Below are 25012 nucleotides of genomic sequence, written 5' to 3' on the forward strand. Positions count from 1 at the left end.
GTCTGGTAGCCTCGCGCCGTGGAGAGCCAGGCCTGCACCCTCTGCGGCACCCCGACCCCCCGGCCCGAGGACGCCTTCTGCTGTGAGGGCTGCGCCCGGGTGGCCGAGATCCTCGAGAGCTCGGGCTACGCCGGGGACGTCCGGCAGGCGCCGGCCTTCCTCCAGGCCCAGCGCGCCGGGCTCATCCCCGTGGAGGGCAGCGCGGCGCCCGGGCGCGCCCCCGGCCCCGCGCTCGCGCTCGACGAGGCCCAGGCCCGGGAGTGCCCCCTCGAGATCGACGGGATGTGGTGCCCCTCCTGCGCCTGGCTCATCGAGCACACCCTGCGGACCACGCCGGGAGTGATCAGCGCGGAGGTCTCCTTCCTCGCCGATCGGGCGGACATCCGCTTCGACCCGGCGCAGGTGGGCAAGGAGAGCCTCGAGGGTCGGGTGAAGGAGCTGGGCTACGCGGTGAAGGCTCTGGGCTCGGCCCGGGAGACCCGGGGCGCCTGGATCCGCTTCGGGATCTCGGCCGTCCTCTTCGCCAACGTGATGATGATCTCCTACGCCTACTACGGCTATCGCAGCAGCCCGGTGCCGGAGGTCGTCGCCTCGCTCCTGCCCTGGCTACTGGCGCTGCTGACCGCGCCGATCCTCTTCGGCGCCGGCTGGTCGATCCTGCGGCGGGGCGTGCTGGCCCTGCGCTTTCGCAGCGTCACCATGGACACCCTCATCACCGCGGCGGCGCTCTCGGCCTTCGCCTACAGCCTGCAGGCGGCCTGGGCCGGGACCAACGATCTCTACTTCGACGTCACCGCCGCCCTGGTTACCTTCTGGCTCCTGGGCCGGCTCATCGAGCAGAGCGCCTTTCGCAAGGCGGTGGAGACCACCGACGCCGTCCGCCGCCTCCTGCCCCGCAAGGCCCGCCGGCTGGAGGGCGGCGAGCCCCGCTGGGTGGACGTCGTCGAGCTGCAGCCGGGCGATCGTCTGCGGGTGGCGGCCGGGGAGCGGGTGCCGGTGGACGGACGCCTCCTCTCCGAGGAGGCGACGGTCAGCACCGCCATCGTCGACGGCGAGCCGCGCCCGCGGACGGTGCGGGCCGGGGACGCGATCCCCGGCGGGGCGACCGTGGGCGCCGCCGCCCTCGAGCTGGAGGTCGCCGCGGTGGCCGACGCCTCGATGCTCGCCCGCGTGGCGGACCACGTCGCCGCGGTGGCCGCCCGCACCGGCGAGGAGGCGACGATCACCGATGCGCTGGCGCGGGCGCTCCTGCCGGTGGTGATCGTCCTCTCGCTGTGCACGGGCGCCTACTGGATCACCCAGGGGGCCGAGTTCCCGGTCGCATTCGAGCGCGCCCTGGCGGTCCTCGTCGTCTCCTGTCCCTGCGCCCTGGCGGTGGCCGCGCCCCTGGCCCGGGTGGTGACCGCGACCTTTCTCGCCCGCCGGGGGGTGGTGGTGCGCGGGGAGGGCGCGGTGGACGCCGCTGGCCGGGCCCTCGAGGTGGCCTTCGACAAGACGGGCACCCTGACCCGGGGCGAGATGAGCGTGGCCGAGGTGCGCTGCGAGGGCATCGAGCGCGGGGCGCTCCTCCGCATCCTGGCCGCCCTGGAGGAGCGGGCCGGTCACCCCATCGCCTTCGCCATCTCCCGGGAGGTCGAGGGCGAGGCGCTCCCGGAGGTCGAGGGCGTCCGCGTCGAGGCCGGGCGGGGGGTGCGGGGGCGCCACGAGGGCGCCCTGCTCCTGGCCGGCAGGCCCGACTGGGTGGTGGAGGAGTCCTCGCCCGCGCCGCCGGCCCTCGCCGGGGCCATCGAGGCGGCGCGCGAGGCAGGGCGGCCGGCCATCGCCGTCGCCCGGGAGGGCCGGGTGATCGCCACCCTGGCCTTCGACGATCCGATCCGCGGGGAGGCGGCGGCGACCGTGGAGCGGCTCCACGCCCTCGGGCTGCACACGGCGGTGCTCTCCGGCGACGCCGGGCGGGCCGTGGCGGCGCTGGCCGCCGAGGTGGGGGTGGGGGAGGGCCACGGTGATCTGCTCCCCGAGGACAAGGCCGCCTGGCTCGAGGAGCGGCACGCGGCCACCGGCGAGCGGCCGATCTTCGTGGGAGACGGGGTCAACGACGCCCCTGCCCTCGCGGCCGGCGTCGGGGTGGCCGTGGCGGCCGGGACCGACTTCGCCCGGGAGACCGCCGCGGTGCTGCTCCTCGACGCCGACCTCGGCCGCCTGGTGGGCTTCGTCGAGGCCGCCCGCCGGATGCGGCGGATCATCAAGCAGAACCTCGCCTGGGCCTTCGCCTACAACGTGGTGGCCGTCGCCCTGGCGGCCTCCGGCAACCTCGATCCGGTGATCGCCGCCGGGGCCATGGTGAGCAGCAGCGTGCTGGTCACGATGAACTCCCTGCGCTTGCGCCGCCCGGCCTAGAGGAGCTGCAGGGTGATGGCCATGACGGCCATCCCCGCGATGAGCCCGTAGAGGCTCTCGTGTCCCTGGCCGTACTTCTTCGCGTTCGGGAGCATCTGGTCCAGGGAGATGAAGACCATCACCCCGGCCACCCCGGAGTAGACCAGCCCCTGCAGGCTGTCCGAGAGGAAGGGGGCGAGCAGCGCCCAGCCCAGGAGGGCGCCGATGGGCTCCGAGATCCCCGAGAGGAAGGAGAAGATGAAGGCCTTGCGCTTGCTCCCGGTGGCGTAGAGCACGGGCACGGAGATCGAGATGCCCTCGGGGATGTTGTGGAGGGCCACGGCGATCGCGATGGAGACGCCCACCGCGGGATCGTTCACGGCCGCGAAGAAGGTGGAGATCCCCTCCGGGAAGTTGTGGACGCCCACCGCCAGCGCGGTGAAGAGCCCGAGGCGCTCGAGGTGCTTGCCGTCGCCCGCCGGGAGCTCCACGTCCTCGAGGAGGACCGCGTCGTGGGGGTTCTCGTAGGAGGGCACCAGGAGGTCGATGGCGAAGATGAGGAGGATGCCCACGAAGAAGGCGATCATGCTCCACCAGCCGCTGGCGCTCTCGCCGAGGTCGCCGATGAGCAGCTCTCGCCCGCCGGGCAGCATCTCCACGAAGGCGATGTAGATCATCACGCCCGCCGAGAAGCCCAGGGTCGCCGAGAGGAAGCCGGGGTGGCTGCGCTTGCCGAAGAAGGCGATGGTCGAGCCGATACCCGTGGAGAGTCCGGCGAGGAGCGTCAGCCCAAGTGCGAGTAGAATCCTGTTGTCCATGATCGGGCGCGCCCGGAACCCTCGTCTACACCTTCGGGTCCCGTCTCCTCAAGGCGCAAGGTAGAGTGACCCCCATGCACCTGGCCTCGATCCACGTCGGCCGACCGCGGGCGGTGAGCTGGCAGGGAAAGACCCTCCAGACGGCCATCTTCAAGGAGCGGGCCGGGGGTCCGGTGCGGGCCGCCTTCGGCCGCCTCGAGGGGGACGAGTCGGCTCACAAGGAGGTCCACGGCGGGGAGTACTCGGCCGCCTACTCCTACGCCTCCGAGCACTACGCCTTCTGGCGGGCCGAGCTCGCGCGGGCCGAGCTCGCCCCGGCGGCCTTCGGAGAGAACCTCTCCACGGTGGGCCTCGACGAGGCCGAGGTCTGCGTCGGTGACCGCTACCGCTTCGGTGAGGTGCTGCTCCAGGCGACCCAGCCCCGGATCCCCTGCGCCAAGCTGGAGATGGCGACCGGGACTCCCGGCATGATCGAGCGCTTCTCGGCCTCCGGCCGCTGGGGGATCTACTGGAGGGTCCTCGAGGAGGGGGTGCTTCGAGAGGGCGACCGCATCGAGTGCGTCTCCGTGGATCCCGCCCGGCTGCCGATGTCGCTCTTCTACGACTACGAGTCCGCTCCCCGCGCCCTCCTCGAGGCGACCCTCGAGCACGAGGCCCTGCACCCGATGTGGCGCAAGCGGATCCGCCAGCGGTTGAACAAGCAAGACGAGGGTCCGTCGAACTGACAAGCGCCCGGCCTTGCCGTAGGTTGGCGGGGTCTTCGATGGCCAATGCGCCCGTGGGTGGGCGCCCGGAGGACAGGACGACCATGCGCTCCACGACCCGCTTCTTCGCTCCAGTCGGGCTCCTGACCCTTCTCCTCGGCGCCCTCCTCCTCCCGCGGCCGGCTCCGGCCTTCTACAACGTGAAGGCGGGGGATCCGGTCCCCGCCGACGCCCTGCCCACCTTGACCGGCGACGAGGCCCGGCTCTGGGTGGAGGGCGTGGACGCCAGCGTCTTCGTCTTCTTCAAGCCCGATCAGCCCAACTCGGTGACCGCCCTGGAGGCCGTGGCCAAGCTGCCCGAGGCGATGTCCGGCAAGAAGCTCCACATCGTCGCCGTCGTGAGCACCACGTACGAGGAGGAGCAGATCGAGACCGCCCTGGCCAAGGCCGGCTTCGAGGGGCCGGTCATGTTCGACCTGGACGACGAGTTCTACGGGAAGCTCGGCGCCGTGCTCACTCCGGCGATCGGGATCACCTCTTCGGAGGGCAAGCTGGTGCACTACCAGGCCTTCCACCAGCTGAACCTCGGCCGGATCCTCCAGGCCCACCTCCAGCACCACTTCGGCGAGCTCGACGACGAGGGCCTGAAGCGGGTGCTCGAGCCCCCGAAGGCCACCCAGGGGGGCGACGGCGCGATCGCCCGCCGGCGGGTGAACATGGGGCGGATGCTCTTGATGGCCAAGAAGCTGGAGAAGGCCCTCAAGATGGCGGACGAGGCCATCGAGAAGGATCCCGAGTTCGTGGGCGGCCACGCCCTGCGCGCCGCGGTGCTGGCGGCGGGGGAGAACTGCAAGGGGGCCCGCGCCAGCCTGAAGAAGGCCGTCGCGCTGGATCCCGAGCACGAGCTCGTCCTCCAGGCCCAGGAGGCCTGCCCGGAGAAGGCGGGCGGGAAGAAGGAGGCCAAGGCCGAGCCCGGAGCCAAGGCCGAGCCGAGGGCGAAGCCCGAGGAGAAGCCCGAGGCGAAGGCGGAGGAGAAGCCCGAGGCGAAGGCCGAAGAGAAGGCCGAGGAGAAGCCCGCAGAGTAGTCGGCAACCCCGCCGGCCCCGAGCGGCTATGATGGTGGCTTCTGGCCGCCCTCGGACCTGGAGCCCGCTCATGCCCTGCCGCCTCGCCTCGACCTCGATCCCGGCCCTCCGCACCCTCGCCCTGGGCCTCGGGCTCCTCTGGATCACCTCCGCCTGGGCCCAGCCCCGCTGGGTGCGCCTCTCCTACGAGGGGGACGCCTCGAGCTCGGTGACGGTCTCCTGGAACACCGACTCCGCCACCGATAGCGAGATCGTGCGCTACGGTCCGACCACCCAGTACGGAACCGAGGTCTCGGCGACCGACGCCCCCATCCCGCTACCCGGCACCCTGGGCTTCGTCCACCAGGTCCAGATCCTCGGCCTGGAGCCCGAGACCGAGTACCACTACAGCGTCGGCGGTCCGGGGGCCTGGTCGGCCGACGCCATCTTCCGCACCGCGCCGGCGGATCGCTGCGGGGGTCCCCTGCGCTTCGTGGCGCTGGGCGACGGCCGCTCCCAGGACGACTCGGGGGTGGACGACAAGTGGCACGAGATCCTCCTCGACGCCGTCGCTCACGACCCCCTCTTCATCCTCGACACCGGTGACCTGGTGAAGGACGGCAAGAGCGATCCCCAGTGGGTGGACTGGCTCACCGAGACCGACGCCTTCAATCCCTACTTCCCCCACCAGCCCTCCATCGGGAACCACGACGACGACACGATGACGGGCGACGGGGCGATGTACAACGACATCTTCGCCCTGCCGCGAAACCTCTCCAGCGGGACCGAGGACTTCTACTGGTTCACCGCCGGTGACGCGATCTTCGTGGCCATCTCGTCGACCACCTACAACCAGGACGCCTTCGCCCAGCAGGCCGCCTGGCTGGACCAGGTGCTCACCGACAACCCCCGGCGCTGGAAGTTCGTCTGGATGCACCACCCGCCCTACACCTCCCACGCGAACTTCTTCGGGACCGAGTTCAACCACCCCCCGAACGAGGTGAACCAGAACGCGGCGCTGGTGCCCATCTTCGACAAGCACCACGTCGACGTCGTCTTCGCCGGCCACAACCACTACTACGAGCGCTTCGACCCCCTGAACTACAACCCGGGCGATGTCGAGCAGGGGCAGCTCGCCAGCGGCTTCGACACCGGGACGGTCTACGTGATCACCGGCGGCGCCGGCGCCTTCACCTACGACGAGTTCGACCTGGGCGGGGTCACCATCGACCTCATCGACTGGGTCTGCAGCCCCTTCACCGCGGCGAGGGGCTCCGCGATCTGCTCGGGCAAGCACCACTACACGGTGGTCGAGATCGTGGACAACGTGCTGACCTTCGAGGCGATCACCACTCGCAAGCAGAACTTCGGCGACGAGACCCCCTTCACGATCGAGACCTTCCAGATCACCAAGCCCGATCTCGGCCCCTGCCCGCCCCCGGATCCCACCGACGGCGGCACCGGCGACGGGGGCCCCGGTGACGGGGGCGCGGACGGCGGCGCCGACGCGGGTCCCGACGCGGGAGGCGAGCCGGACGCCGGCACGGATCCGGACGCGGGTCTGCCGGATGGCGGCGTCCCGGACGGGAGCACCCCCGACGGCGGGACGATCACCGACGCCGGGACCACCGGGGACGGCGGGGGCGGCGGCACGGAGGCCAAGGGCTGCGGCTGCGAGAGCGAGGGTCCCGCGGGGGGAGGGCTCGCGCTCCTCCTGGCGGGTCTCCTCGGGCTCGCGCTCCCCGGCCGCCGCCGCCGGACGGGGGACTGAACGCCGCCGGCGAAGGTTCGGTCAGAGCTGTGACTTCCGTCATGGCAGCCGGAATTCGGCTCACCTAGGGTTGCGCCTCCCCTGAGCCTCGCGGAATCATGCGTCCGTTCGGGGAGTAACCGAATTGGTCCAAACCTAGCTGGGAGAAAACACAATGGAAGGTAGTGGTGGTGGTGGCGGCGGGATCGTCGTCCTCCTGATTCAGCTCGCGATCGCGGTCCTGATGATCGCTTCGATGTGGAAGATCTTCGTCAAGGCCGGGCAGCCGGGCTGGGCGGCCATCGTTCCGATCTACAACGCCGTCGTGCTGCTGCAGGTCGCGGGCAAGCCGATCTGGTGGATCGTGCTCTTCTTCATTCCGCTCGTGAACTTCGTGATCGCGATCCTGGTCATGGTCGCCCTCGCCGAGCGCTTCGGGAAGGGCGTGGGCTTCGCGATCCTCATGCTGCTCCTGCCCTTCGTGGGCTACCCGATGCTGGGCTTCGGGGACGCGCAGTACCAGGGCTGATCCGATAGAGCCTGACGGCTCTCGACGAGGGAGGGCTCCTTCTTTGAGGGGGGTTCTCCCTTCGTCTTGGTTCGAGGGGTCGGCTACTTCCCCAGGCTCGACTGGAAGTACTGACCGACCCGCTCCCGGATCCGGGCCGCCTCCCGGGCGGCGTCCTCGGGCTCTCTCTCCCCGTCGGCGGGCGTGATGGTGACCGCGAAGTTGTCGCTGGTCTCCTCCTCGCCGGCCTCGTTCCGGCGCTTCATCCGCGAGACCATCATCTGGGTGTCGCTCTCGTCCTCGGGGTACTGCTCGGCGAGGCGCGCCTCGAAGCGGCCGAGCGCCTCCCGCAGGGCCTCCTCGGTGTCGCCGACCGAGAGCACGCCGTGGACGATGCAGGGGTACTCGCTGCAGTCGATGGCCCGGACGTCGCCGGGGATCTCCCCCAGGCGCAGCGCCTCCTGGAAGGCGCTCATCAGGGCCTCCTCCCGGTAGCGGGCGTCGAGGCCATCGGGGAAGGGGATCGCCTGGCGGATCGGATCCAGGTCGGCCTTCTTCATCGCGTGGAGCTTCTCCCGTAGCGCCTCCACCTCCTGGCGGAGGGCGACGGTCTCACCGTCCAGCACCTCCGGCGCGATCCGGCCGCCCTCCTTCAGGGAGCTCAGCTGCTTCTCCAGGCTCTCGACCCGGCCCCGGAGGGCGTCCCGCTCGGCCAGGGTCGCGTCCAGCTCGCCCGGCGCCGCGGCCCCGGTGTCCACCCGGAGCACCCGCTGCTTGCGCGGCGCTCCCTTCACCCCGGTGGAGGCGACCTCTCCGGGGCCGACCCGCACCTCGCCGCCCTCGTTGGAGAGGAGGACGCCCCCCTCGTAGACCGACACCACCAGGCCGCGCTCGGCCACGAGCTGCACCCGGAAGCAGGTGCCCTCCACCACGACCGAGCCGGCCGGGGTCTCCACCCGGAAGGGCGCCCCGGTGTCCACCCGGTAGAAGACGTCGCCGCGCTGCTGCTGCACGGTGGCCTGCCCTCCCATCTGCACCGACCAGAGGAGCGCGGCGCCGGCCTCCGCGACGGCCCGGGCCCGCGCGCCGATGGCGAGCTCGGTGCGGGTGTCGGCGTGGCTGCTCCCGCTCGAGGGCAGGATCAGCCAGTGGTCGATGCCGCCGAGCACGACGACGGCGAGGAGGGCCGCGGCGGCGCCGAGGCTCATCGGAGCGAGGCGCGCTCGCCAGCGGCGGGCAGGCGCCTCGGCGGGGGCGGAGAGGGTCTCGGCGGCGCGCGCCGCCAGGACCCGGTCGGCGAAGCCCTCCCGGGCGCTCGGGGCCGACCAGGCGGCGCGCAGCTCTTCCTCCAGCCGGGTGTCGTTCGCTTCCCTGGGATCAGTCATGGCTCACCTCTTCGAGGGCGTCTCGCAGAGCGGTACGCGCCCGGGCGATGCGGGACTTGATGGTGCCCTCCTCCACGCCCAGCAGGCCGGCGATCTCCCGGTAGGAGAGCTCGTGGTGGATGCGCAGGACGAAGGCGGCCCGGTACTCGGGCGTGAGGGTCGAGAGGAGGGCGTCGACCTCGGCGAGGAGCACGCGCTGCTCGGGCCGGAGGGCCTCCCGCTCGTCCACGGCGAGGCTCTCCTCGATCGCGTGGGGCAGGCTGTCGGGCCGGATCCGGCGGAGGCTGTCGATGGCCAGCCTCGTGGCGATGGTCAGGATCCAGGTGGAGAGGCGGGCCGGCCCCTGGATCTGGAAGCGGGGCAGGGCGCGGAAGACCCGCAGGAAGCACTCCTGAGCCAGGTCGTCGATCTCGGCGCCTCTCCCGGCAGGCCCCAGGAGCCGGCCGAGGAGGGCGTGGACCGGCCCCTGGTAGCGCTCGATCAGGGCGCGGCTGGCCCCCGGGTCGCCCTGGCGGGCGCGGGCCACGGTCAGATCGTCGAGCTCCCCCGGGGGGGCGGCTCGCCGGGAGGCGTCGGGCATGGCCAGGCTCATACCCCGTTTCACGGGCGGGAGGGCAGAAGGTTCCCGGGCCTCGCGGGATTCCCCCCGGGCGGCGCGAGGGTAGAGTCGGGCCATGGCCGCCGATCGCCCCGAGGACGTCGACCCTCGCGAGGACGAGGTCGTGGAGCTGCCCATCGACGGCACCCTCGATCTGCACACCTTCCACCCGAGGGAGGTGAAGACCCTGGTGCCCGAGTACCTCGAGGCCTGCCGCGAGCGGGGGATCCTCGAGGTGCGGCTGATCCACGGGAAGGGCACCGGCCAGCTGCGAGAGCGGGTCCACGCCATCCTGCGCCGCCTGGACGGGGTCGAGCACTTCGCCCTGGCGGGGGAGGATCGCGGCGGCTGGGGGGCCACGGTGGTCTTCCTCGGGCCCCTGCCCTGAAGCTCCCCGCGGTGGATGTGGGGGACGAAGCCGAGGGCTAGAATGAGGGGTGAACGGGGGGGCGAGATCGCACCCTCCCAGGGAGGCGTCATGCGAGTTCGCATCATCGCGGGGATGGTCATTCTCTTCTCTTCGTCCCTCCTGGCCGCGGGCTGCGACCCCGGCCTGCAGGCGGACAACCCCTTCGACCCCGCGACGCCGGCGAACAACCAGGCGCCGGCGAAGGTGGAGGGGACGGTCTTCGCGCGCAGCGCCGAGGGCGCGGATCCGCGCCCGCTGCAGAGCGCTCACCTGAGCCTCCTGCGCACGGATCGCACCGAGCCCCTCACCTACGACACCGCCGCCGCGGGGACCTTCGCCTTCGAGGACCTGCAGCCCGGCACCTACCTGCTGGACGTCAGCCACGCGTCTCACCTCTCCCAGGCCCGGGAGTTCGAGCTCGGGCCGGGGGAGACCCGCAGCCTGCCCATCCTCCTCGACCCCATCCCCACCGTGGTCGGGGCCGAGGCGGGCGCGCTGACCGGCGTCGTCCTGCTCGAGGGGGAGCAGTCCAAGCCCGCCGGCGTGCAGGACCACTCGGGCATCCTCGTCGAGGTGGTCGGAGAGAGCCTGCGCACGACCACCGCCAAGGACGGCCGCTTCGACCTGATCCTCGCGCCGGGCGACTACACCCTGCGGATCTCCGCCCGCAACCACGCCGATCACCTCACGGCCGACCCGCTCTCCGTCTCCGCCGACACCGTGACCGAGCTCTCCACGGCCGCCTCACCCCTGGTGCTCCTGGCCCTCCCCGGCGCCATCCTCGGCAGCGTCGTGCTGGAGAACGTCGATCCGGCCGAGCCCACCTACCCCGTGGACCTGCCTGGCGCGGGAGTGAACGTCGCCCTCCTCGGCGCCAACGACGGTCCCACCGCCGCCGACGGCACCTACCGGGTCACGGCGCCGGCGGGGACCTACGTCCTGGCGGTCTCCCGGCCGGGGTGGGTGACCGACGAGACGCGGGTGGTGACGATCGAGGGCGGCGTCGATCTCTCCCTGCCGCCGATCCGCCTGCGGGCCTCGCGGGGCTCGGTGGCGGGCCGCGTCATCCTCGAGGGCCGGGCGGACCACGCGGGCGCGCTGGCCTCGCTCTCCGGCACGACCTTCGCGGCCACCAGCACCCCCACCGGCGAGTTCGAGATCCGCGAGGTGCCGGTGGGCACCTACGAGCTGATGGTGCAGCGGGATGGCTATCGCACCCGTACGCTCGGCAGCGTCACGATCTCCGAGGGCCTCGCGACCCCGGTGGGTGACATCGACCTCTTCCAGCAGGTGGGCGCCTTCGCCATCAACGCCGGCGCCGAGTTCACCAACGACCCGGTCGTGACCCTCTCCCTGGGCAACCAGAACGCGGTGGCGATGCGGATCAGCCATGACAGCTCCTTCACCGATCCGGCGCTGGGGGACACCGCCTTTGGCCCCTTCGCCCAGACCCCGAGCTTCACCCTCGTGGGGAGCGACGGCACCAAGACGGTCTACGTGCAGTACCAGGACGCCGCCGGGAGCAGCGGGCCGGTCTTCTCCTCCAGCATCGTCCTGGACACCACGCCTCCCCAGAGCGTCGGGCTGGTCATCGATCAGGGGAGCCCCTACACGAACGACGCCGGCGCGATCGTCTCCCTCCAGCTCCCGGCCGTGGACGATGCCGCCCCGGGGGCCGACCGCTCCAGCGGCGTCGACGCGATGCGGATCTCCAACGATCCGGCCTTCGCCGGCGCCAGCTTCGTCCCCTACGAGCTCTCGCGGGTCTGGACCCTCGCCACGCCGGGCAGTGACGGGTCCAAGACCGTCTACGTCGAGTACCGGGACCGGGCCGGGAACGTCTCGGCGCCGGCCAGCGACGGCATCGTGCTCGACCGGCAGGCGCCCACCCTGGTGGCGGGCACCTTCCAGATCGCCGGGGGGGCCGCCTACACCCGGCGCGCCTCGGTCGTGCTCACCCTCTCCAGCCCCGACGCGACCCGGATGGCCTTCTCCCAGGATGCGGGCTTCCCGGTGAAGGTCTACGAGCCCTACGCCGACGCCCGGATCTACGACCTGCTCCCGGGCGACGGGCCCAAGAGCGTCCACCTCCTGCTCATGGACGAGGCGGGCAACGAGGCCGGGCCCTTCCAGGCCAACATCACCCTGGACACCACCGAGCCGGGCGCGGTGACCCTCACCCTCACCGGCACCATCGCCGGAGGCCTCCCCTCGAGCTCCCTCACCGGCAGCCGGACCGTCGATCTCACCATCGGCGCCAGCGACGCCAGCGGTCTGGACCGGATGTGGATCGCGAACGACGCGGGCCTGGTCGGCGCCACGCAGGAGCCCTTCGCGACGAGCAAGCCCGGCTGGACCCTGCCCGCGGGCGCCGCGGATGGGCCCATCGCCGTCTACCTGATCGTCAGCGATCTGGCCGGGAACACCGGCCGGACCACCGCGACCATCGTCCTGGACACCACCCCGCCCGAGCTCCCCTCGCTGACGATCACCCAGGGGGCCTACACGACCTCGCCCACCGTGGACCTGCGGCTGGGCGCGGTGGGGGCCACCCAGATGTTCATCTCCGGCCAGGTGGCCGCGGCGGCGAACACCAACACCTGGATCCCCTACCAGACCGGCCAGCAGGTGCCCCTGGTCGCCTCCCCCGAGGGCGCGCGCAGCGTCACCGTGCGCTACCGGGATGCGGCGGGCAACGAGGCCGCCGCCGTGAGCGCCGCAACCGTGCTGGATACGCAGGCGCCCACCAGCCCCGGCATCACCCTCCAGGGGATCGTCGCCGACGGAGCCACCAGCGCCTCCCTCACCGGTCGCCTCGGGATCACCGCCTACCCCACCGCCACCGGGGCCACCGAGGTCATGCTGAGCAACGACGCCTCTTTCAGCGGCGGCGTCTGGCTGGCCTACAGCCCGGGCCTGGCCGTCCCCTGGAACCTCCTGCCCGGCGACGGGGCCGGGAAGGTGGTCTGGGCCCGCTTCCGGGACGCCGCGGGCAACCTCACCTCGACCCAGAGCCTGCCCATCGAGCTGGACACCACGCCGCCGGGGAGCGCCGCCATCGTCGCGGGCAGCGGCGAGGCCTACACCGGCTCCACCTCGATCACGGTGCGCCCCTCCGCCACCGGCGCCTGGCAGATGCGCCTCTCCACCGACGGCGTCTTCGACGGAACCCTGAACGGGGGGAGCGCCGCCGCCTGGGAGAGCTGGGCGCCCTACGGCAACTCGGCGACGGTGAGCCTTCCCCCGCCGGACGGTACGAAGACCGTCTACGCCGTCTTCCGGGATCAGGCGGGCAACGAGAGCCCGGCCGCCACCGACGCGATCGAGCTGGACACCACCCTGCCGACCTCCCCGGAGCTGCGGATCGACGAGAACGCCCTGGGCTTCGTCTCCACGGTCGCGGTCACCGTCCGGGCCCGGGTCGATCCGGGGAACAACGAGCGCGCGGAGATGCAGATGCGCCTCTCCACCGACGGCGTGCTCGACTCGGAGCCCTGGGTGGCCTACGCCGAGACGGCGGTGGTCCTCCTGCCCGGCGGGGACTGCGCCACCGCCGCCCCCGGCTGCAAGGAGGTCTGCGCCGAGTACCGGGACCCGGCCGGCAACACCACCAGCCAGGCCTGTGACACCACCACCCTCGATGGCACCCCGCCCACGACGCCCTCCCTGGTCACGCCCACGGAGACGGTGAACACCTCCAGCTCCAGCTACGTCCTGGCCATCGCGGCCCCGGTGGACGACGACTTCTTCGACCACTACGAGGTCGTGGTCGCCGCGCCGGATGGAGCCACCCAGAGCTACAGCTTCCCGGACCCCGGGCTCTCCCAGACCAACTTCCCGGTGAACATCACCCAGGGGGGCTCGGCCTACGACGCCGCCGCCCGCAACACCCTGCGGATCACCGGCGTGGATCGCGCCGGGAACCGCAGCTCGGACGCCGTCGCGGTGGTCATCGAGGACTCGGGGGTGCCGGTGGCGCCCACCCTGGTCGGGCTGACCGACGCGGTGGTGAACGCCGACACGCTCCTGGTCACCCTCGACCGCGCGGACTCGGCCAGCCGCGACGCGACCTTCTCCCACTTCGAGACGGCCGTCTCCACGATCGCCGGCTGCCCGCCCACCGGCCCCGACTGGGCGGCCACCTCCAGCACCCGCTCCTTCACCTTCCAGCTCCGCCAGGGCAACGGGGTGGACTGCTCGGCGGCGGTGCCCTGCTCCCAGCAGCTCTGCGTGAAGGCCGTCGACGCCGCCGGCAACGAGGGCCCGCCGACCTTCGTCTCGCTCCAGGAGGACTCGATCCCGCCGACCACCCCCTCGGCCTCCCCTCGGCGGTCGACCGTGAACGCCCCGAGCGTGGACGTGCGCCTCGACACCCTCTCGAGCGACGACACGGCGATCACCTACGAGGTGCTGGGCGGTCAGTACTCGACCTACACGACCTCGCCCACCCAGGCCTACTTCTCCTTCGATCTCGCGCAGGATCAGGTCAGCGACTTCTGCATCCGGGCCCGGGACGAGGCCGACAACTTGAGCGTGCCCGACTGCGTGGAGATCACCGAGAAGTCCACCGCCCGGGTGACCTCCACCGACTACCACGAGGTGCCGGCGGCGATGCAGGGCGACTGGGTGCTCTACGAGCGCCACCAGGTCACGGCCCCCGATGACCCCTCGTGGATCTACCTGAAGAACATCGCCACCGACGAGGAGATCTACATCGGCTGGGGAAGCCGCGCCCGGATGGCGGTGACCGCCACCGACTTCTGGTTCGTCTGGGACAACGACACCCAGTCCGTGGACGGAGACGTCTACGTCCAGGCCCGCTCCTTCTCGGATCCCTCGGTGACGACCACCTCCACCCGCAACGTCACCCAGTGGCATACGGGAGACGCGAGCTATGCCGACACCGACGGTCGCTGGCTGACCTTCTACTCCTACGTGGGCGTGCACAACGTCTACCGCTTCGCGCTCGCCAACCTCTCCACCCTCGACGCGGGGACCTCGGCCTCCTACATCACGGAGGTCTCCGGGAGCGAGGTCGTCCAGCGGGGACCCACCCGGGTCTCCTCCTCCTCCCTCACCATGCGGGTCTTCTACATCGCCTACACGGCGCCCAACTATCAGATCTACCGCTACTTCAACTCGGCCTTCACCGGCACGACCCGCGAGATCATCACCAACAACCGCAGCGGGGGCTGGGACTCCAACTCCCGCTTCATCGTCTGGACCGAGCTCGTCGGCGGCGAGAACCAGCTCTTCTGGCTGCCCATCTCTGCCGCTCCGAACACGCGAACGGCGACCGGGGCGGCCGTCACCGGGATCGGGGGCATCTGGTCGCCCCCGGCCACCACGGGCTACGGCTACACCTTCGACGCCATGGTCGTCGTCACGCGCACGCCCGGGAACGGGAGCTCCTCGGAGCTCTACCTCTACAAGATCGGCGCCACCGACCCGGGGCCGACGCGGCTGACGGACTCGCCGGCCCCCAAGAGTGTCCCGGCGCTTTCCAACGGCGGCCGGATCCTCTTCCCGGCGTTCTCGGCGATGGCCGCGGACCTCTACGTCATGGACCTCTCGGAGACCCGGTGGATCACCGCGGATCCGGGGGACCAGTACTTCCCGAAGATCGACGGGGACCTCGTGATCTGGGGTGACGCCCGCCTCGGCGCGGCCGACCTGGGGGTCCACGATCTGAGCACGAAGACCGAGACCCTGATCACCTCCTTCGAGGGCGCTCCCCAGAGCCTGGGGGGAGCCTTCGTCGGCTACAGCGACGTCGGCATCCCCACCAACATTCGCCTCCTCGACATCTCGAACCCCGCCAGCCCGGTCCAGACCCTGGTCTCCACGTCCGGGGTCGGACCCACCGCGGTGGCGCTCGGCGGATCGCGGGTGGCCTGGACCCAGTTCAACGCCAACACCTACGCGATCTACCGCTCGGATCTTCCTCCGCCCATCAGCACGGTCCCCGAGACCTCCTTCGGGGCGAGGTTGTGGCCCGACGTGCAGTTCGACACGGTGGTCTGGTCGCAGGTCAACGACGGCTTCCGGATCTACTGCAAGAACATCGGAACCGGTCAGACGGCCGTCCTGGACACGGGCTTCTACGCGGACCTGGGGCCGGCCGTGACCGGCTCGCCCAACGTCGATCTGGTCTGGCGCGACGACATCAACGTCGCCAACGCCGACCTGCGCTATTGCCACCTCACCTGCGCGACCACCCCCACCTGCAACCAGATCGTCCTCGAGCCCGTCGGCTCGGCGCCGGCCAGCTTCTCCATCGCCGACGGCCTGATCGCCTGGCGCCGGGAGAGCCCCCAGGGCAGCGCCAACGTGAAGGTCTTCGACCAGAGCGTGGGTGCCCCCTTCACCCTGAGCCCCTTCGTGGCGCGCACCAGCACTCAGTCCGAGCCCGAGACCCAGGGCGGCCGGGTGGTCTTCGAGGACGATCGCAGCGGCAACCGCGACATCTACCTCTGGACCGCCTACCGCTGAGCTTCCGGCGAGAGCTCGGCGATGCGCCGGCGCAGGTGCTCGAGGTGGGTCGCGCAGGCGGCCTGGAAGGCCTCGAGCGTGCGGACGAAGTCCGAGTCGGTGGCCTTCACCACCGCCTCGAAGACGTCGTTGATCTCGGAGGCCTCGAGCTCCAGCACCAGGCTGAAGACCTCGTCGAGGGTCTCGGCCTCCCTCACCTGGATCTCGGCCGCCTCGAGCTCCTCCTCCAGCTTCGGGATCGAGGCGCGCCAGGGCGTGAAGGAGGCCTCCTGCCAGCCCGAGCGCTCGGCGGCCGCGCGGCAGAGGCGCAGCAGCTCGGCGTGGCCCTCCTCCTCCCGGGCCAGGCCGGCGAAGAAGGCGGCGACCTCGGGTCGATCCGAGAAGCGCCCCGAGAGGTCCTCGTAGATCGTCCCGGCGCGCTCCTCGAGGGCGATGGCCCGCTCGAGCAGCTCGGGCACCGCCACCGGCCGGGCGTGGGCCGGGACGGCGCAGACCAGCTCGAGGAAGGTCGTGCCGCGGCTGGCGGTCAGGGCCCGGAGGAGGACCACCCAGCCGAAGCAGCGGATGGTGACCACCGGGTGCGCGAGGATGTCACGGGTGCGAATGACGCCGAGCATCGAGTGTCCCCCTTCAAGCGATCCGTAGGCACCAGCGGGCACTTCGGCCTATGCTCGAAGCCATCTTGCAGAGCGCGATCGAGCTGAAGGGCCTCGTCAAACGCTTCGGGGAGCGAGAGGCCCTCTCCGGGCTGACCCTCGCCGTCCCGGCCGGCACCACCTTCGGCCTGGTGGGCCCGAACGGGGCGGGGAAGACCACCCTCTTCCGGATCCTGGCGGGCCTCTCCCGGCCCAGCGGCGGGGAGGTCGCGGTCCTGGGGACCACCCCCGACCGGGCCCGGTCGGGGGGGCAGATCGGCTACATGACCCAGGCCGAGGCGCTCTACCAGGAGCTGGGCGTCGAGGAGAACGTGCGCTTCTTCGGCTCCCTCTTCGGGCTCTCCGGGGCCGCCCTCGACAAGGCCACCGCGGGGGCGCTGGAGCTGGTCCACCTCGAGGATCGGGCGGACGATCGCATCCAGGATCTCTCGGGGGGTATGCGCCGGCGGGCCTCCCTGGCCTGCGCGGTGGTGCACCGCCCGAGGCTGCTCTTGCTGGACGAGCCGACGGTCGGGGTCGATCCCGAGCTGCGGGCCGAGTTCTGGGACGAGTTCCTGGAGTGGGGCAAGGCGGGGACGACCCTCCTCATCTCCACCCACCACCTCGACGAGGCCAGCCGCTGCGCCCGCCTGGGCCTCTTGCGGGCGGGCGCGGTCATCGCCGAGGGCGCGCCCTCCGAGCTGCTCGAGCAGGCGGAGGCCGAGACGGTCGAGGAGGCCTTCCTGACCTTCGCCCGGAGGCAGGCATGAACGCCGGGCGCACGGGGGCGGTGGCGGTCCGGATCCTGCGGCAGATCATCCGCGACCGGCGCGCCGTCGCCCTCTTCCTGATCGGACCGCTGGTGGTGATGACCCTCCTGGCCGTGCTCCTGCGCAGCGAGCAGAGGCCGCCGCGGGTCGCCATCGACGCGCGGGGCTCGATGGCGCTCTTCGTCGGAGAGCTCGAGCGGATGCTCGACGAGCCGGGTGAGGACGACGTCGCCCTCGAGCTGCGGATGGTCCCCGAGGGGATGAGCGCCCGGGAGGCGGTCGAGCGGGGCGAGCTGGACGCCGTGCTGGTCTTCCCCGAGACCTTCCTGGAGGAGCGGGCCGAGGGGCAGCGCTCGGGCACCGAGCTCATCGTCGAGGGCGCCGACCCGATGCGGACGGCCGAGATCTTCTCTCGCTTCCGCAAGGCGCTGCCCGACTCGATGGGGGGGCTGCCCCTCTTCCTGCCCGACGACTGCGACAGCCACTGCGCCGACACCATCGCCGACGGCCCCCCCGAGATGGAGCTGGTGAAGGTCTACGGGCAGGAGCTCGACGAGCAGATGGACTTCTTCACGCCCGTCCTGCCGCCCTTCTTCGCCTTCTTCTTCGTCTTCCTCATCTCGGGGATGACCTTCCTGCGGGAGCGCACCAGCGGCACCGCCGAGCGGATCCTCTCCAGCCCCCTGACCCGCTCCGAGCTGGTCGCGGGCTACGTGCTGGGCTTCCTCCCGGTGGCGATCGTGCAGGGGGGCGTGGTCATCGCCTTCGCCTACTGGGCGCTGGGCGGCCCCTGGGGCGGGATGGCCGTGGTGATCACGGTGCTGCTGCTCTCGGTGGTGGCCGAGTGCATCGGGGTGCTGGTCTCGGCCTTCGCCCGATCCGAGTTCCAGGTGATGCAGTTCATCCCGGTGATCATCCTGCCGCAGTTCCTCCTCTGTGGGTTGATCTGGCCGGTGGACCAGATGCCCGGCTGGCTTCAGGTCGTCGCCCACGCCTTCCCCCTGACCTACGCGGTGACGGCGATCCGGAACGTGGCCATCCGGGGGATGAGCCTGGGGGAGATCTCTTTCGAGCTGACGGTGATCGTCGGCTTCTGCGTCGCCGGGATCCTCCTGGCCGCCGCCAGCATCCGCCGGCGCGTCTAGGCGGCGCACTTACCTCCGCCGCGGCCTTGCCGGTGAGTCACACCGCCGCTAGCCGCGCCTCCGGTTCGCTCGGGTCGGGGCCGGCTTCGACCCGTGCTGGTTCGCTCCACGAAGCCGGCCCCTCCACGCCCTCGGCCGGGCACTCCCCCTCGACCCGCAGGCCGCTCGCGAGCCATCGCGCGCCGACCGCGCTATCGGCTACAGCTCGGCGAGGAAGTCGGTCACCGCCGCGTGGTAGGCGTCGCGGTTCACGAAGTAGATCCCGTTGTGGCCGCCCTCGTCGAAGGCGCAGCGCCGGGGGAGGGCGCAGGCCGCGGCGTTGGCCTCCGCGTGGTGCAGGCCGACGAGGTCGTCGTCCCGGGCGTGGAGGAGGAGGGTGGGGCCGGTGAAGGCCGCCAGCTTGGCCGCGTGATCGAAGTCGCGCTCGAGGGCGGCGGCGAACTCCTCTTCGGTGGCGCCCAGCTCGGCCGGGGCCATCCGCAGCCGCAGCCGCTCCCCGAGGTCGTGGATCCCGCTCTCGAGGATCAGCCCGGCCAGGGGCAGGCGCCGGCAGAGCTCGATGGCGTAGAGCGAGCCGATGCTGCGGCCGAAGGCCACGCAGCGGCCGGGGTCGAGCCCGAGGGCCTCCACCAGCGCGGCGCCGTCACCCAGCATGGCCGTCAGCGCTGGTTGGCCGGTCGAGGCGCCGTAGCCCCGGTACTCCACCAGGAGCGAGGAGAAGCCCGCGGCGGCGAAGAGGGCCGGGAGGAGGGGCTCCCAGTCGGCGACGACCTCGCCGTTGCCGTGGAAGTGCAGCACCCACCGGTCGCCGGGGACCTCGCTGCGGACACAGCCGAGGGTCTCGCCGCCCGGGAGCTCGAAGGTCCAGCAGCGGCGGGGAGGATCGCGGCGGGGGAAGAAGTAGCGCTCGGAGACGATCCGGTGGTCGAGGAGGCTCATCGGATCAGGCCCGGGCGAAGTGCTCGAGGCTCGCCTGGTTGAAGCGCTCGGCGCCCTCGCGGCTGACGCCGTGGCCGGCCTCGTCGATCCGCGCGAGGCGGGCCTCGGGGATGAGGCGGGCGAGGCGGTCGCTCTCTCGCGGCGGGACCAGGATGTCCTGACCGGGCCGGATCACGAGGGTGGGCAGGCCGCGGAGCTCGTGGAGGCGCGGTGCGGTGTGGTGTCCGGAGACGGCGTGGAGCTGCCGCAGCCGGACGCCAAAGGGGGCCAGGCTCTTGAAGTCCCGCCGGATGGCCTCCCGGGCCGCCTCGGGGTTGGCCCGGCGGTAGCCGTCCGAGAAGAGGAGGTGGGTCATGGCGTCGAGGCGCTCGGTCTGGCTCTTCGCCCGGCTAACCTTCAGGAACCACCTCGCCCCGCTGGCCGTCGGCAGCACCGGGAGCCGCCCCCCGGCGTGGGTGGCGGCCAGGGTCAGGGAGAGCACCCGCTCCCGGGCGTCGAGGGCCAGGTGCTGGGCGATCATCCCGCCCATGGAGATCCCCACCACGTGGGCCCGCTCCCAGCCCAGATCGTCCATCACCGAGAGGGCGTCCCGGCGCAGGTGGTCCATCGTGAGGCGCCGCACCGAGATGGGGCCGCTGTCGCCCACCCCGGCGTGATCGAAGACGGCCACCCGGTGGTGGGGGGCGAAGGCCTCCACCTGCCGGTGCCAGGCGATCCCGGACATCGTGAGGCCCATGATCAGCAGCACGGGGCTGCCGCTCTCTCCGGCGGTCTCGTACCAGATGCGGTGGGGGCCGCGCTCGGCGTGGGCGGTGGGCATGCCCCCCTCTCTATCAAAGCAGCCTTCGGTCGGGGGCCCTCTTCGTGCTAGTTGCCTGAGGGTGAGCGAAGGCAGACCCATCGAGCTCCCCCTCCCCGGCCTCACCCTGCGGGGCCTCGCCTGGGGCCCGAGGGAGGCCCCCCCGGTGCTGGCTCTCCACGGCTGGCTCGACAACGCGGCGAGCTTCTCGACCCTCGCCCCTCGGCTCGAGGGCCGGCAGGTCGTGGCCCTGGACCTGCCGGGGCACGGCCGCTCCGATCACCGGGCGGCCAGCGCGAGCTACAACTTCATCGACTGGGTGCCCGACGTCCTGTTGGCGGTGGATACCCTGGGCTGGGGGCGCTTCTCCCTCCTCGGGCACTCGATGGGCGCGGGGATCGCCTGCCTCCTGGCCGGCGCCCTCCCGGAGCGGGTCGAGCGGCTGGTGCTGATCGAGGGCTTCGGGCCGCTGACCGAGGCGGCCGAGGCCGCGCCCGCCCGCCTGGCCCGGCACCTGGTGCAGCGCGGCTTCGGCGGGGAGCCGCGGGTGATGGCGGGCCGGGAGGAGGCGGTGGAGCGGATGCTCCGGGCCAGCCACGGGCTGGAGCGGTCCTCCGCCGAGCTGCTGGCGGCCCGGGGGACCCGCGAGGTCGAGGGCGGTGTGGTCTGGGCCTGGGATCCGCGGCTGCGGCAGTCCTCGGCCATTCGCCTGACCGAGGAGCAGGTGATCGCCTTCCTCTCGCGCATCGAGGCGCCGGTGCTGGTGGTGCGGGGGGTCCCGGGCTGGCCGGCGGACGAGGCGCTCCTCGACGGGCGCAAGGCCGCGGTGAAGGACCTCACGGTGCGGGAGCTCGCCGGCGGCCACCACCTGCACCTCGATCACCCCGAGCCCGTGGCCGAGGTGGTGCGGGCCCACCTGGAGCGCTAGCGGTTCCGGGGCGGCGGCTTCAGCTCGAGTCGCGCTGACCCCCCCTCGGAGGCGAGGATCGAGAGGGTCAGATCGAAGTCGTGGCCCATCCGCATCTCGAGCAGCAGGTCGCCCTCGTTCTCCTCGAGCCACTCCGGCGGGACGCGGACCGTGCCCAGCAGGTCGCGGTCCACCGAGGTGGCGTCCACTGCCTCGTAGATCGCGATCATCAGGGGCTGCCCCGCGGGCGGCCGGGTGACCGCGGTTCGCTCGGTGCAGGGGATGGTCGAGTTCTGGGAGAGCACCTCCACCGAGCCGATCCCGGCGGCCATGATGCCGATGGGGATGGGGATGACGTCGATGAGGGCCGCGCCGTTGGGCAGGCCCAGGGTGCGCCCCAGGATGGCGGCGCCGACCGCCACCCCCAGCTCGGGGTGGACGTTCTTGCCGGGATCGGTGTCGAAGCGGTCCGTGAGGCGGTCGCGGATCCGGGGCATCCGGGTCTGGCCGCCGACGAAGACGACCTCGCCCACCTGCGAGGGCTCGCGGTTCCCGCGCTTCAGCACGTCCTCGACGATGCCCAGGCAGCGCTCGATGAGGCCCTCGGTGAGGTCCTCGAGCTCGTCGCGGGTGATCACGGTCTCGAGATCGAGGAAGCCCCCGGAGGGGTTCTGGGCGACGAAGGGCACCCGGATCTTCGCGGTGTCCTCCTTCGAGAGGAGGATCTTTGCGGTCTCCGCCGCCGAGCGCAGGCGCTGGAGCACGACCTTGTTCTCCCGCAGGTCGATCCCGTGCCGGTCCTGGAAGCTGTTCACGAGGTGATCGACGATCGTCGAGTCGAAGTCGTGGCCGCCCAGGAAGGCGTCGCCGCCGGTGGCGAGCACCCGCACCTCGCGGCGGTCGACCTGGAGGAGGGTGGCGTCGAAGGTGCCGCCGCCCAGGTCGAAGACCAGGACCTCGTCCGAGGCCTCGCGGTGCTTGGCGTAGTAGAGGGCCGCGGCGGTGGGCTCGTTCACCACCGCCCGCACGTCCAGGCCCGACATCTCGGCGGCGGTCCGGACGGCCTTGCGCTGCCCGTAGGAGAAGTGAGCGGGGACGGTGAGCACGACCTTTTCGAACTCGAGGCCCGCGGCGCCGTTCGCCAGCTCGACGATGCGGTGGATGATCTCGAAGGCGGCGTCGATGAAGGAGATGGGCGCGCCGAAGATGTCGACCGCCGCGTTGCCCACGTCGTCCTCGATGATCGGGTAGACGTAGCGGTCCTTGTTCTTGGTCACGAACTCGGAGTTGTAGCGCCGCCCGAGGAAGCGCTTGGCCCCGATGATCGTGTGGGTGGGGTCGTCGGCGATCTGCTTGCGGGCCATCTCGCCCACGAGGATACGGTCGCCGCCCCCGTACCAGACGATGGAGGGGAGGGTGTAGCGCTTCGCCGCCACGGGGACGAGGTGGATCTTGGAGGCCTCGTCACACCAGGCTGCTGCAGTGTTCGTCGTGCCGAAGTCGATGCCCAGGACGGGAGGATCAGACGCCATTCCCGACATTCTGCCGCGAATGACCCTCTCCTGGAAAGCGGCCTTCGGGTCTGGCCCGGCTCAGGCCCTACTCGGTGGCCTCGTCCGGGTGCGTCCACTTCGTCAGGAGCGGGGCGATCGCGAAGCAGATCACCGCGGAGACCAGGGCGGTCAGCCCGATGGTCCCGAAGACGTCGCCGTAGAGGTGGACGGTCTCGGCGGGGGCCGGGATGAACTGCAGCCCGCCCTCACCGTGACCGACGCCGGTCTGGGAGGCGATGAGCGAGGCGAGGTCGTTGGAGAAGGCCGTGGCCAGGAACCAGGCGCCCATCACCGTCGAGACCAGGCGGGCCGGCGAGAGCTTGGTGACCATCGAGAGGCCCACCGGCGAGAGGCAGAGCTCGCCGGTCGTGTGGAGCAGGTAGCCCAGGAGGAGCCAGCTCATCCCGACCATGCCCAGGGCGTCGCTCTGCTGCGCGCCCCACCAGAGCACGCCGAAGCCCATGGCCAGCTGCAGGAGGCCGAGGGCGAACTTGAAAGGGGTCGAGGGCTCCCAGCCCCGCCGGCCCAGGAAGGTCCAGAGGGCCGAGAAGACCAGCCCGAAGATCAGGATGAAGACCGGGTTGGCCGCCTGGAACTCGGAGGCCGGGATCTCGCTGCGGGAGAGGCCCATGCCCACGTTGGACTCGTCGATCTTCCACTCGACGAAGCGATCGGCCTCGGTGGCGCCCTCGGCGCTCGCGGCGGTGCGCAGGTAGGTCAGGCCGGTCATGGTGAGGGTGCCGGCGGCCCGCACCCGGGCGGTCAGCTCCTCGATCTCGGCGGGGGTCGCCTTGCCCCGGGCCTCCTCCTGCTTGCGGACCTCGGCGACGATGCGGTCGAGCATCCCCGGGTCGGCGTTCTTCCGGCCGAGCTGCTCCTGGGAGAGGAGGAAGGCGTCGCCGTCCGCCTCGTCGCGCAGCAGGTCCACCCGCAGCTTCAGGGTCTCGCCCACCTGTCCGGCGGCGACCCCCTGGCCCTCGAAGACCCGGTCGACGTTCCGGTCGGTGAAGTTGTTCACCGAGGAGCCGGCCTGCTCGAAGAAGGCCCAGAAGAGCATGGAGAAGAACATCAGGATGAGCACCACGAACATCCGCTGGCGCTCGACCTTCGCCGAGCGGATGGCGCCGACGAGGAGGTAGACGATCGCCACGCCGCCCAGGAGGACGAGGACGATCCGGTGGATGGGGATGGCGGTCTCGCCGACGTGCAGCTGGGCCTCGGTCACGGTGGCCAGCTTCACGATCAGGCCGAGGACGGGGACCAGGGCGAAGGTGCCCACGTAGACCCAGAGGCCCAGGGGGAGCCCGCCGACCTTCTTCTTCAGCTTCTCGGGGTCCGGCGGGCCGCCGGCCTCCGGCGAGAGGCCGCCGCGATCGAGGGCCATGAAGGCCGAGCCGCCGGCGATCAGCAGGGCCAGGGCGATGAGGATCCGCACGCCCAGCTGCAGCCAGCTGTCCTGCAGGAAGGGCAGGGAGAGGGCGACGGCCAGGGCGCCGGCGCTGATGGTGATCTGGGAGAAGCGGCCGGGGATGGCGAAGACCGCCAGGCCCACGAGCATGCCGATGGTGGCCAGGCCGAAGCCGTAGTGCCAGCCGTAGGTCTCGCCGATGTAGCCGCAGAGGATCGGCGACATGGCGGCACCCAGGTTGATGCCCATGTAGAAGATGGTGAAGCCCGCGTCCCGCTGGCCGGAGCCGGCCGGGTAGAGCGAGCCCACGATGGTGGAGATGTTCGGCTTGAAGAAGCCGTTGCCGCAGATCAGCAGGGCCAGGGCGCCGTAGAAGGCCCAGTCGAACTCCACGGACATCAGGAGGTGACCGGCGGCCATGAGGATGCCGCCGAGGATCACGCCCCGGCGGGGGCCCAGCAGCCGGTCGGCGAGCATCCCGCCGATGTAGGGGGCGGCGTAGACCAGCGCGCCGTAGGCGCCGTAGATGGCGTAGGCCGACTGGTCGTCGAGGCCCAGGAAGCCCTTGATGATGTAGAAGATCAGCAGGGCGCGCATGCCGTAGTAGGAGAAGCGCTCCCACATCTCGGCGAAGAACAGCGTGAAGAGGCCGGTCGGGTGGCCGTAGAGGGTCGGGCCTTCGATCTTCTTGTCTTCCATGGGGTCCCCGCAGCAGTAAGGAGGCGTCTAGCTACCACCTGCTGGCCCGCGTG

General features: G+C 71.6%; 18 protein-coding genes. 10 read left to right on the forward strand and 8 right to left on the reverse strand.

Features of this window, described 5'->3' with window-relative positions:
- Nucleotides 1-18 precede the first annotated feature (18 nt).
- Complete coding sequence (locus P1V51_11465) at nucleotides 19-2397, forward strand: cation-translocating P-type ATPase (GenBank protein ID MDF1563655.1); 2379 nt, start codon at nucleotides 19-21, stop codon at nucleotides 2395-2397.
- Here the strand turns inward: P1V51_11465 and zupT are convergent.
- Complete coding sequence (gene zupT / locus P1V51_11470; GenBank protein ID MDF1563656.1) at nucleotides 2394-3194, reverse strand: zinc transporter ZupT; 801 nt, start codon at nucleotides 3192-3194, stop codon at nucleotides 2394-2396. The two genes, P1V51_11465 and zupT, sit on opposite strands and share 4 nt — an antisense overlap.
- A 74-nt stretch (nucleotides 3195-3268) precedes the next feature.
- Between zupT and P1V51_11475 the strand changes: the two genes are divergently transcribed.
- The 4 genes from P1V51_11475 to P1V51_11490 all read left to right on the forward strand — a co-directional run bounded on the left by P1V51_11475 (nucleotide 3269) and on the right by P1V51_11490 (nucleotide 7241).
- A complete protein-coding gene (locus P1V51_11475) occupies nucleotides 3269-3919 on the forward strand; it encodes an MOSC domain-containing protein (protein ID MDF1563657.1) in 651 nt (216 codons plus the stop codon).
- An 83-nt stretch (nucleotides 3920-4002) separates the two neighbouring features.
- Nucleotides 4003-4983, forward strand: a complete 981-nt coding sequence (locus tag P1V51_11480) for a hypothetical protein (protein ID MDF1563658.1) — start codon at nucleotides 4003-4005, stop codon at nucleotides 4981-4983.
- A 70-nt stretch (nucleotides 4984-5053) separates the two neighbouring features.
- Nucleotides 5054-6733, forward strand: a complete 1680-nt coding sequence (locus tag P1V51_11485) for a metallophosphoesterase family protein (protein ID MDF1563659.1) — start codon at nucleotides 5054-5056, stop codon at nucleotides 6731-6733.
- 154 nt (nucleotides 6734-6887) lie between these two features.
- Nucleotides 6888-7241, forward strand: coding sequence for a DUF5684 domain-containing protein (locus P1V51_11490; GenBank protein ID MDF1563660.1), 354 nt, complete (start codon nucleotides 6888-6890; stop codon nucleotides 7239-7241).
- Between the two features lie 83 nt (nucleotides 7242-7324).
- On the opposite strand, the gene P1V51_11495 is transcribed toward P1V51_11490, so the two are convergent.
- Together P1V51_11495 and P1V51_11500 are read right to left on the reverse strand one after the other, a co-directional pair.
- Nucleotides 7325-8605: a FecR domain-containing protein gene (locus P1V51_11495; protein ID MDF1563661.1), complete on the reverse strand. Its 1281-nt coding sequence runs from the start codon at nucleotides 8603-8605 to the stop codon at nucleotides 7325-7327.
- Entirely contained in the window at nucleotides 8598-9185 is a 588-nt protein-coding gene (locus P1V51_11500) for a sigma-70 family RNA polymerase sigma factor (GenBank protein MDF1563662.1), read from the reverse strand. Before P1V51_11500 ends, P1V51_11495 begins: the two co-directional genes overlap by 8 nt.
- 94 nt (nucleotides 9186-9279) lie before the next feature.
- Between P1V51_11500 and P1V51_11505 the strand changes: the two genes are divergently transcribed.
- Complete coding sequence (locus P1V51_11505; GenBank protein ID MDF1563663.1) at nucleotides 9280-9591, forward strand: Smr/MutS family protein; 312 nt, start codon at nucleotides 9280-9282, stop codon at nucleotides 9589-9591.
- A 90-nt stretch (nucleotides 9592-9681) separates the two neighbouring features.
- On the forward strand, nucleotides 9682-16104 hold the full coding sequence (locus P1V51_11510) for a carboxypeptidase regulatory-like domain-containing protein (GenBank protein MDF1563664.1): 6423 nt from the start codon (nucleotides 9682-9684) through the stop codon (nucleotides 16102-16104).
- Here the strand turns inward: P1V51_11510 and P1V51_11515 are convergent.
- Entirely contained in the window at nucleotides 16095-16721 is a 627-nt protein-coding gene (locus tag P1V51_11515) for a ferritin family protein (GenBank protein MDF1563665.1), read from the reverse strand. The genes P1V51_11510 and P1V51_11515 overlap by 10 nt on opposite strands.
- A gap of 65 nt (nucleotides 16722-16786) precedes the next feature.
- Here P1V51_11515 and P1V51_11520 point away from each other — a divergent pair, with 65 nt between their 5' ends.
- On the forward strand, nucleotides 16787-17509 hold the full coding sequence (locus P1V51_11520; protein ID MDF1563666.1) for an ABC transporter ATP-binding protein: 723 nt from the start codon (nucleotides 16787-16789) through the stop codon (nucleotides 17507-17509).
- Complete coding sequence (locus tag P1V51_11525) at nucleotides 17506-18654, forward strand: ABC transporter permease (protein MDF1563667.1); 1149 nt, start codon at nucleotides 17506-17508, stop codon at nucleotides 18652-18654. Before P1V51_11520 ends, P1V51_11525 begins: the two co-directional genes overlap by 4 nt.
- 198 nt (nucleotides 18655-18852) lie before the next feature.
- Here P1V51_11525 and P1V51_11530 read toward each other — a convergent pair whose 3' ends face one another.
- Nucleotides 18853-19593, reverse strand: coding sequence for an alpha/beta hydrolase (locus P1V51_11530; protein MDF1563668.1), 741 nt, complete (start codon nucleotides 19591-19593; stop codon nucleotides 18853-18855).
- Between the two features lie 4 nt (nucleotides 19594-19597).
- Nucleotides 19598-20413 (reverse strand): alpha/beta fold hydrolase, encoded by an 816-nt coding sequence (locus P1V51_11535; GenBank protein MDF1563669.1) that lies wholly within the window; start codon nucleotides 20411-20413, stop codon nucleotides 19598-19600.
- A gap of 61 nt (nucleotides 20414-20474) precedes the next feature.
- Here P1V51_11535 and P1V51_11540 point away from each other — a divergent pair, with 61 nt between their 5' ends.
- Nucleotides 20475-21320 carry an alpha/beta hydrolase gene (locus P1V51_11540; GenBank protein MDF1563670.1) on the forward strand — a complete coding sequence of 282 codons (846 nt, stop codon included), beginning with the start codon at nucleotides 20475-20477 and terminating at the stop codon, nucleotides 21318-21320.
- Here the strand turns inward: P1V51_11540 and P1V51_11545 are convergent.
- Entirely contained in the window at nucleotides 21317-22831 is a 1515-nt protein-coding gene (locus P1V51_11545; GenBank protein ID MDF1563671.1) for an Hsp70 family protein, read from the reverse strand. The two genes, P1V51_11540 and P1V51_11545, sit on opposite strands and share 4 nt — an antisense overlap.
- A gap of 67 nt (nucleotides 22832-22898) precedes the next feature.
- The gene (locus tag P1V51_11550) at nucleotides 22899-24959 is read right to left on the reverse strand and encodes a peptide MFS transporter (protein MDF1563672.1); all 2061 of its coding nucleotides are present in this window, start codon (nucleotides 24957-24959) and stop codon (nucleotides 22899-22901) included.
- Nucleotides 24960-25012: the final 53 nt, after the last annotated feature.

This window comes from Deltaproteobacteria bacterium (assembly GCA_029210625.1).
Lineage (GTDB): Bacteria > Myxococcota > Myxococcia > SLRQ01 > SLRQ01 > JARGFU01.

What these genes read in the sequence shown, in the direction of transcription:
- zupT (MDF1563656.1), bottom strand. Translation starts at nt 3,194, where the DNA reads ATGGACAACAGGATTCTACTCGCACTTGGGCTGACGCTCCTCGCCGGA.
- P1V51_11475 (MDF1563657.1), top strand. Translation starts at nt 3,269, where the DNA reads ATGCACCTGGCCTCGATCCACGTCGGCCGACCGCGGGCGGTGAGCTGG.
- P1V51_11480 (MDF1563658.1), top strand. Translation starts at nt 4,003, where the DNA reads ATGCGCTCCACGACCCGCTTCTTCGCTCCAGTCGGGCTCCTGACCCTT.
- P1V51_11485 (MDF1563659.1), top strand. Translation starts at nt 5,054, where the DNA reads ATGCCCTGCCGCCTCGCCTCGACCTCGATCCCGGCCCTCCGCACCCTC.
- P1V51_11490 (MDF1563660.1), top strand. Translation starts at nt 6,888, where the DNA reads ATGGAAGGTAGTGGTGGTGGTGGCGGCGGGATCGTCGTCCTCCTGATT.
- P1V51_11495 (MDF1563661.1), bottom strand. Translation starts at nt 8,605, where the DNA reads ATGACTGATCCCAGGGAAGCGAACGACACCCGGCTGGAGGAAGAGCTG.
- P1V51_11500 (MDF1563662.1), bottom strand. Translation starts at nt 9,185, where the DNA reads ATGCCCGACGCCTCCCGGCGAGCCGCCCCCCCGGGGGAGCTCGACGAT.
- P1V51_11505 (MDF1563663.1), top strand. Translation starts at nt 9,280, where the DNA reads ATGGCCGCCGATCGCCCCGAGGACGTCGACCCTCGCGAGGACGAGGTC.
- P1V51_11510 (MDF1563664.1), top strand. Translation starts at nt 9,682, where the DNA reads ATGCGAGTTCGCATCATCGCGGGGATGGTCATTCTCTTCTCTTCGTCC.
- P1V51_11515 (MDF1563665.1), bottom strand. Translation starts at nt 16,721, where the DNA reads ATGCTCGGCGTCATTCGCACCCGTGACATCCTCGCGCACCCGGTGGTC.
- P1V51_11525 (MDF1563667.1), top strand. Translation starts at nt 17,506, where the DNA reads ATGAACGCCGGGCGCACGGGGGCGGTGGCGGTCCGGATCCTGCGGCAG.
- P1V51_11530 (MDF1563668.1), bottom strand. Translation starts at nt 19,593, where the DNA reads ATGAGCCTCCTCGACCACCGGATCGTCTCCGAGCGCTACTTCTTCCCC.
- P1V51_11535 (MDF1563669.1), bottom strand. Translation starts at nt 20,413, where the DNA reads ATGCCCACCGCCCACGCCGAGCGCGGCCCCCACCGCATCTGGTACGAG.
- P1V51_11545 (MDF1563671.1), bottom strand. Translation starts at nt 22,831, where the DNA reads ATGGCGTCTGATCCTCCCGTCCTGGGCATCGACTTCGGCACGACGAAC.
- P1V51_11550 (MDF1563672.1), bottom strand. Translation starts at nt 24,959, where the DNA reads ATGGAAGACAAGAAGATCGAAGGCCCGACCCTCTACGGCCACCCGACC.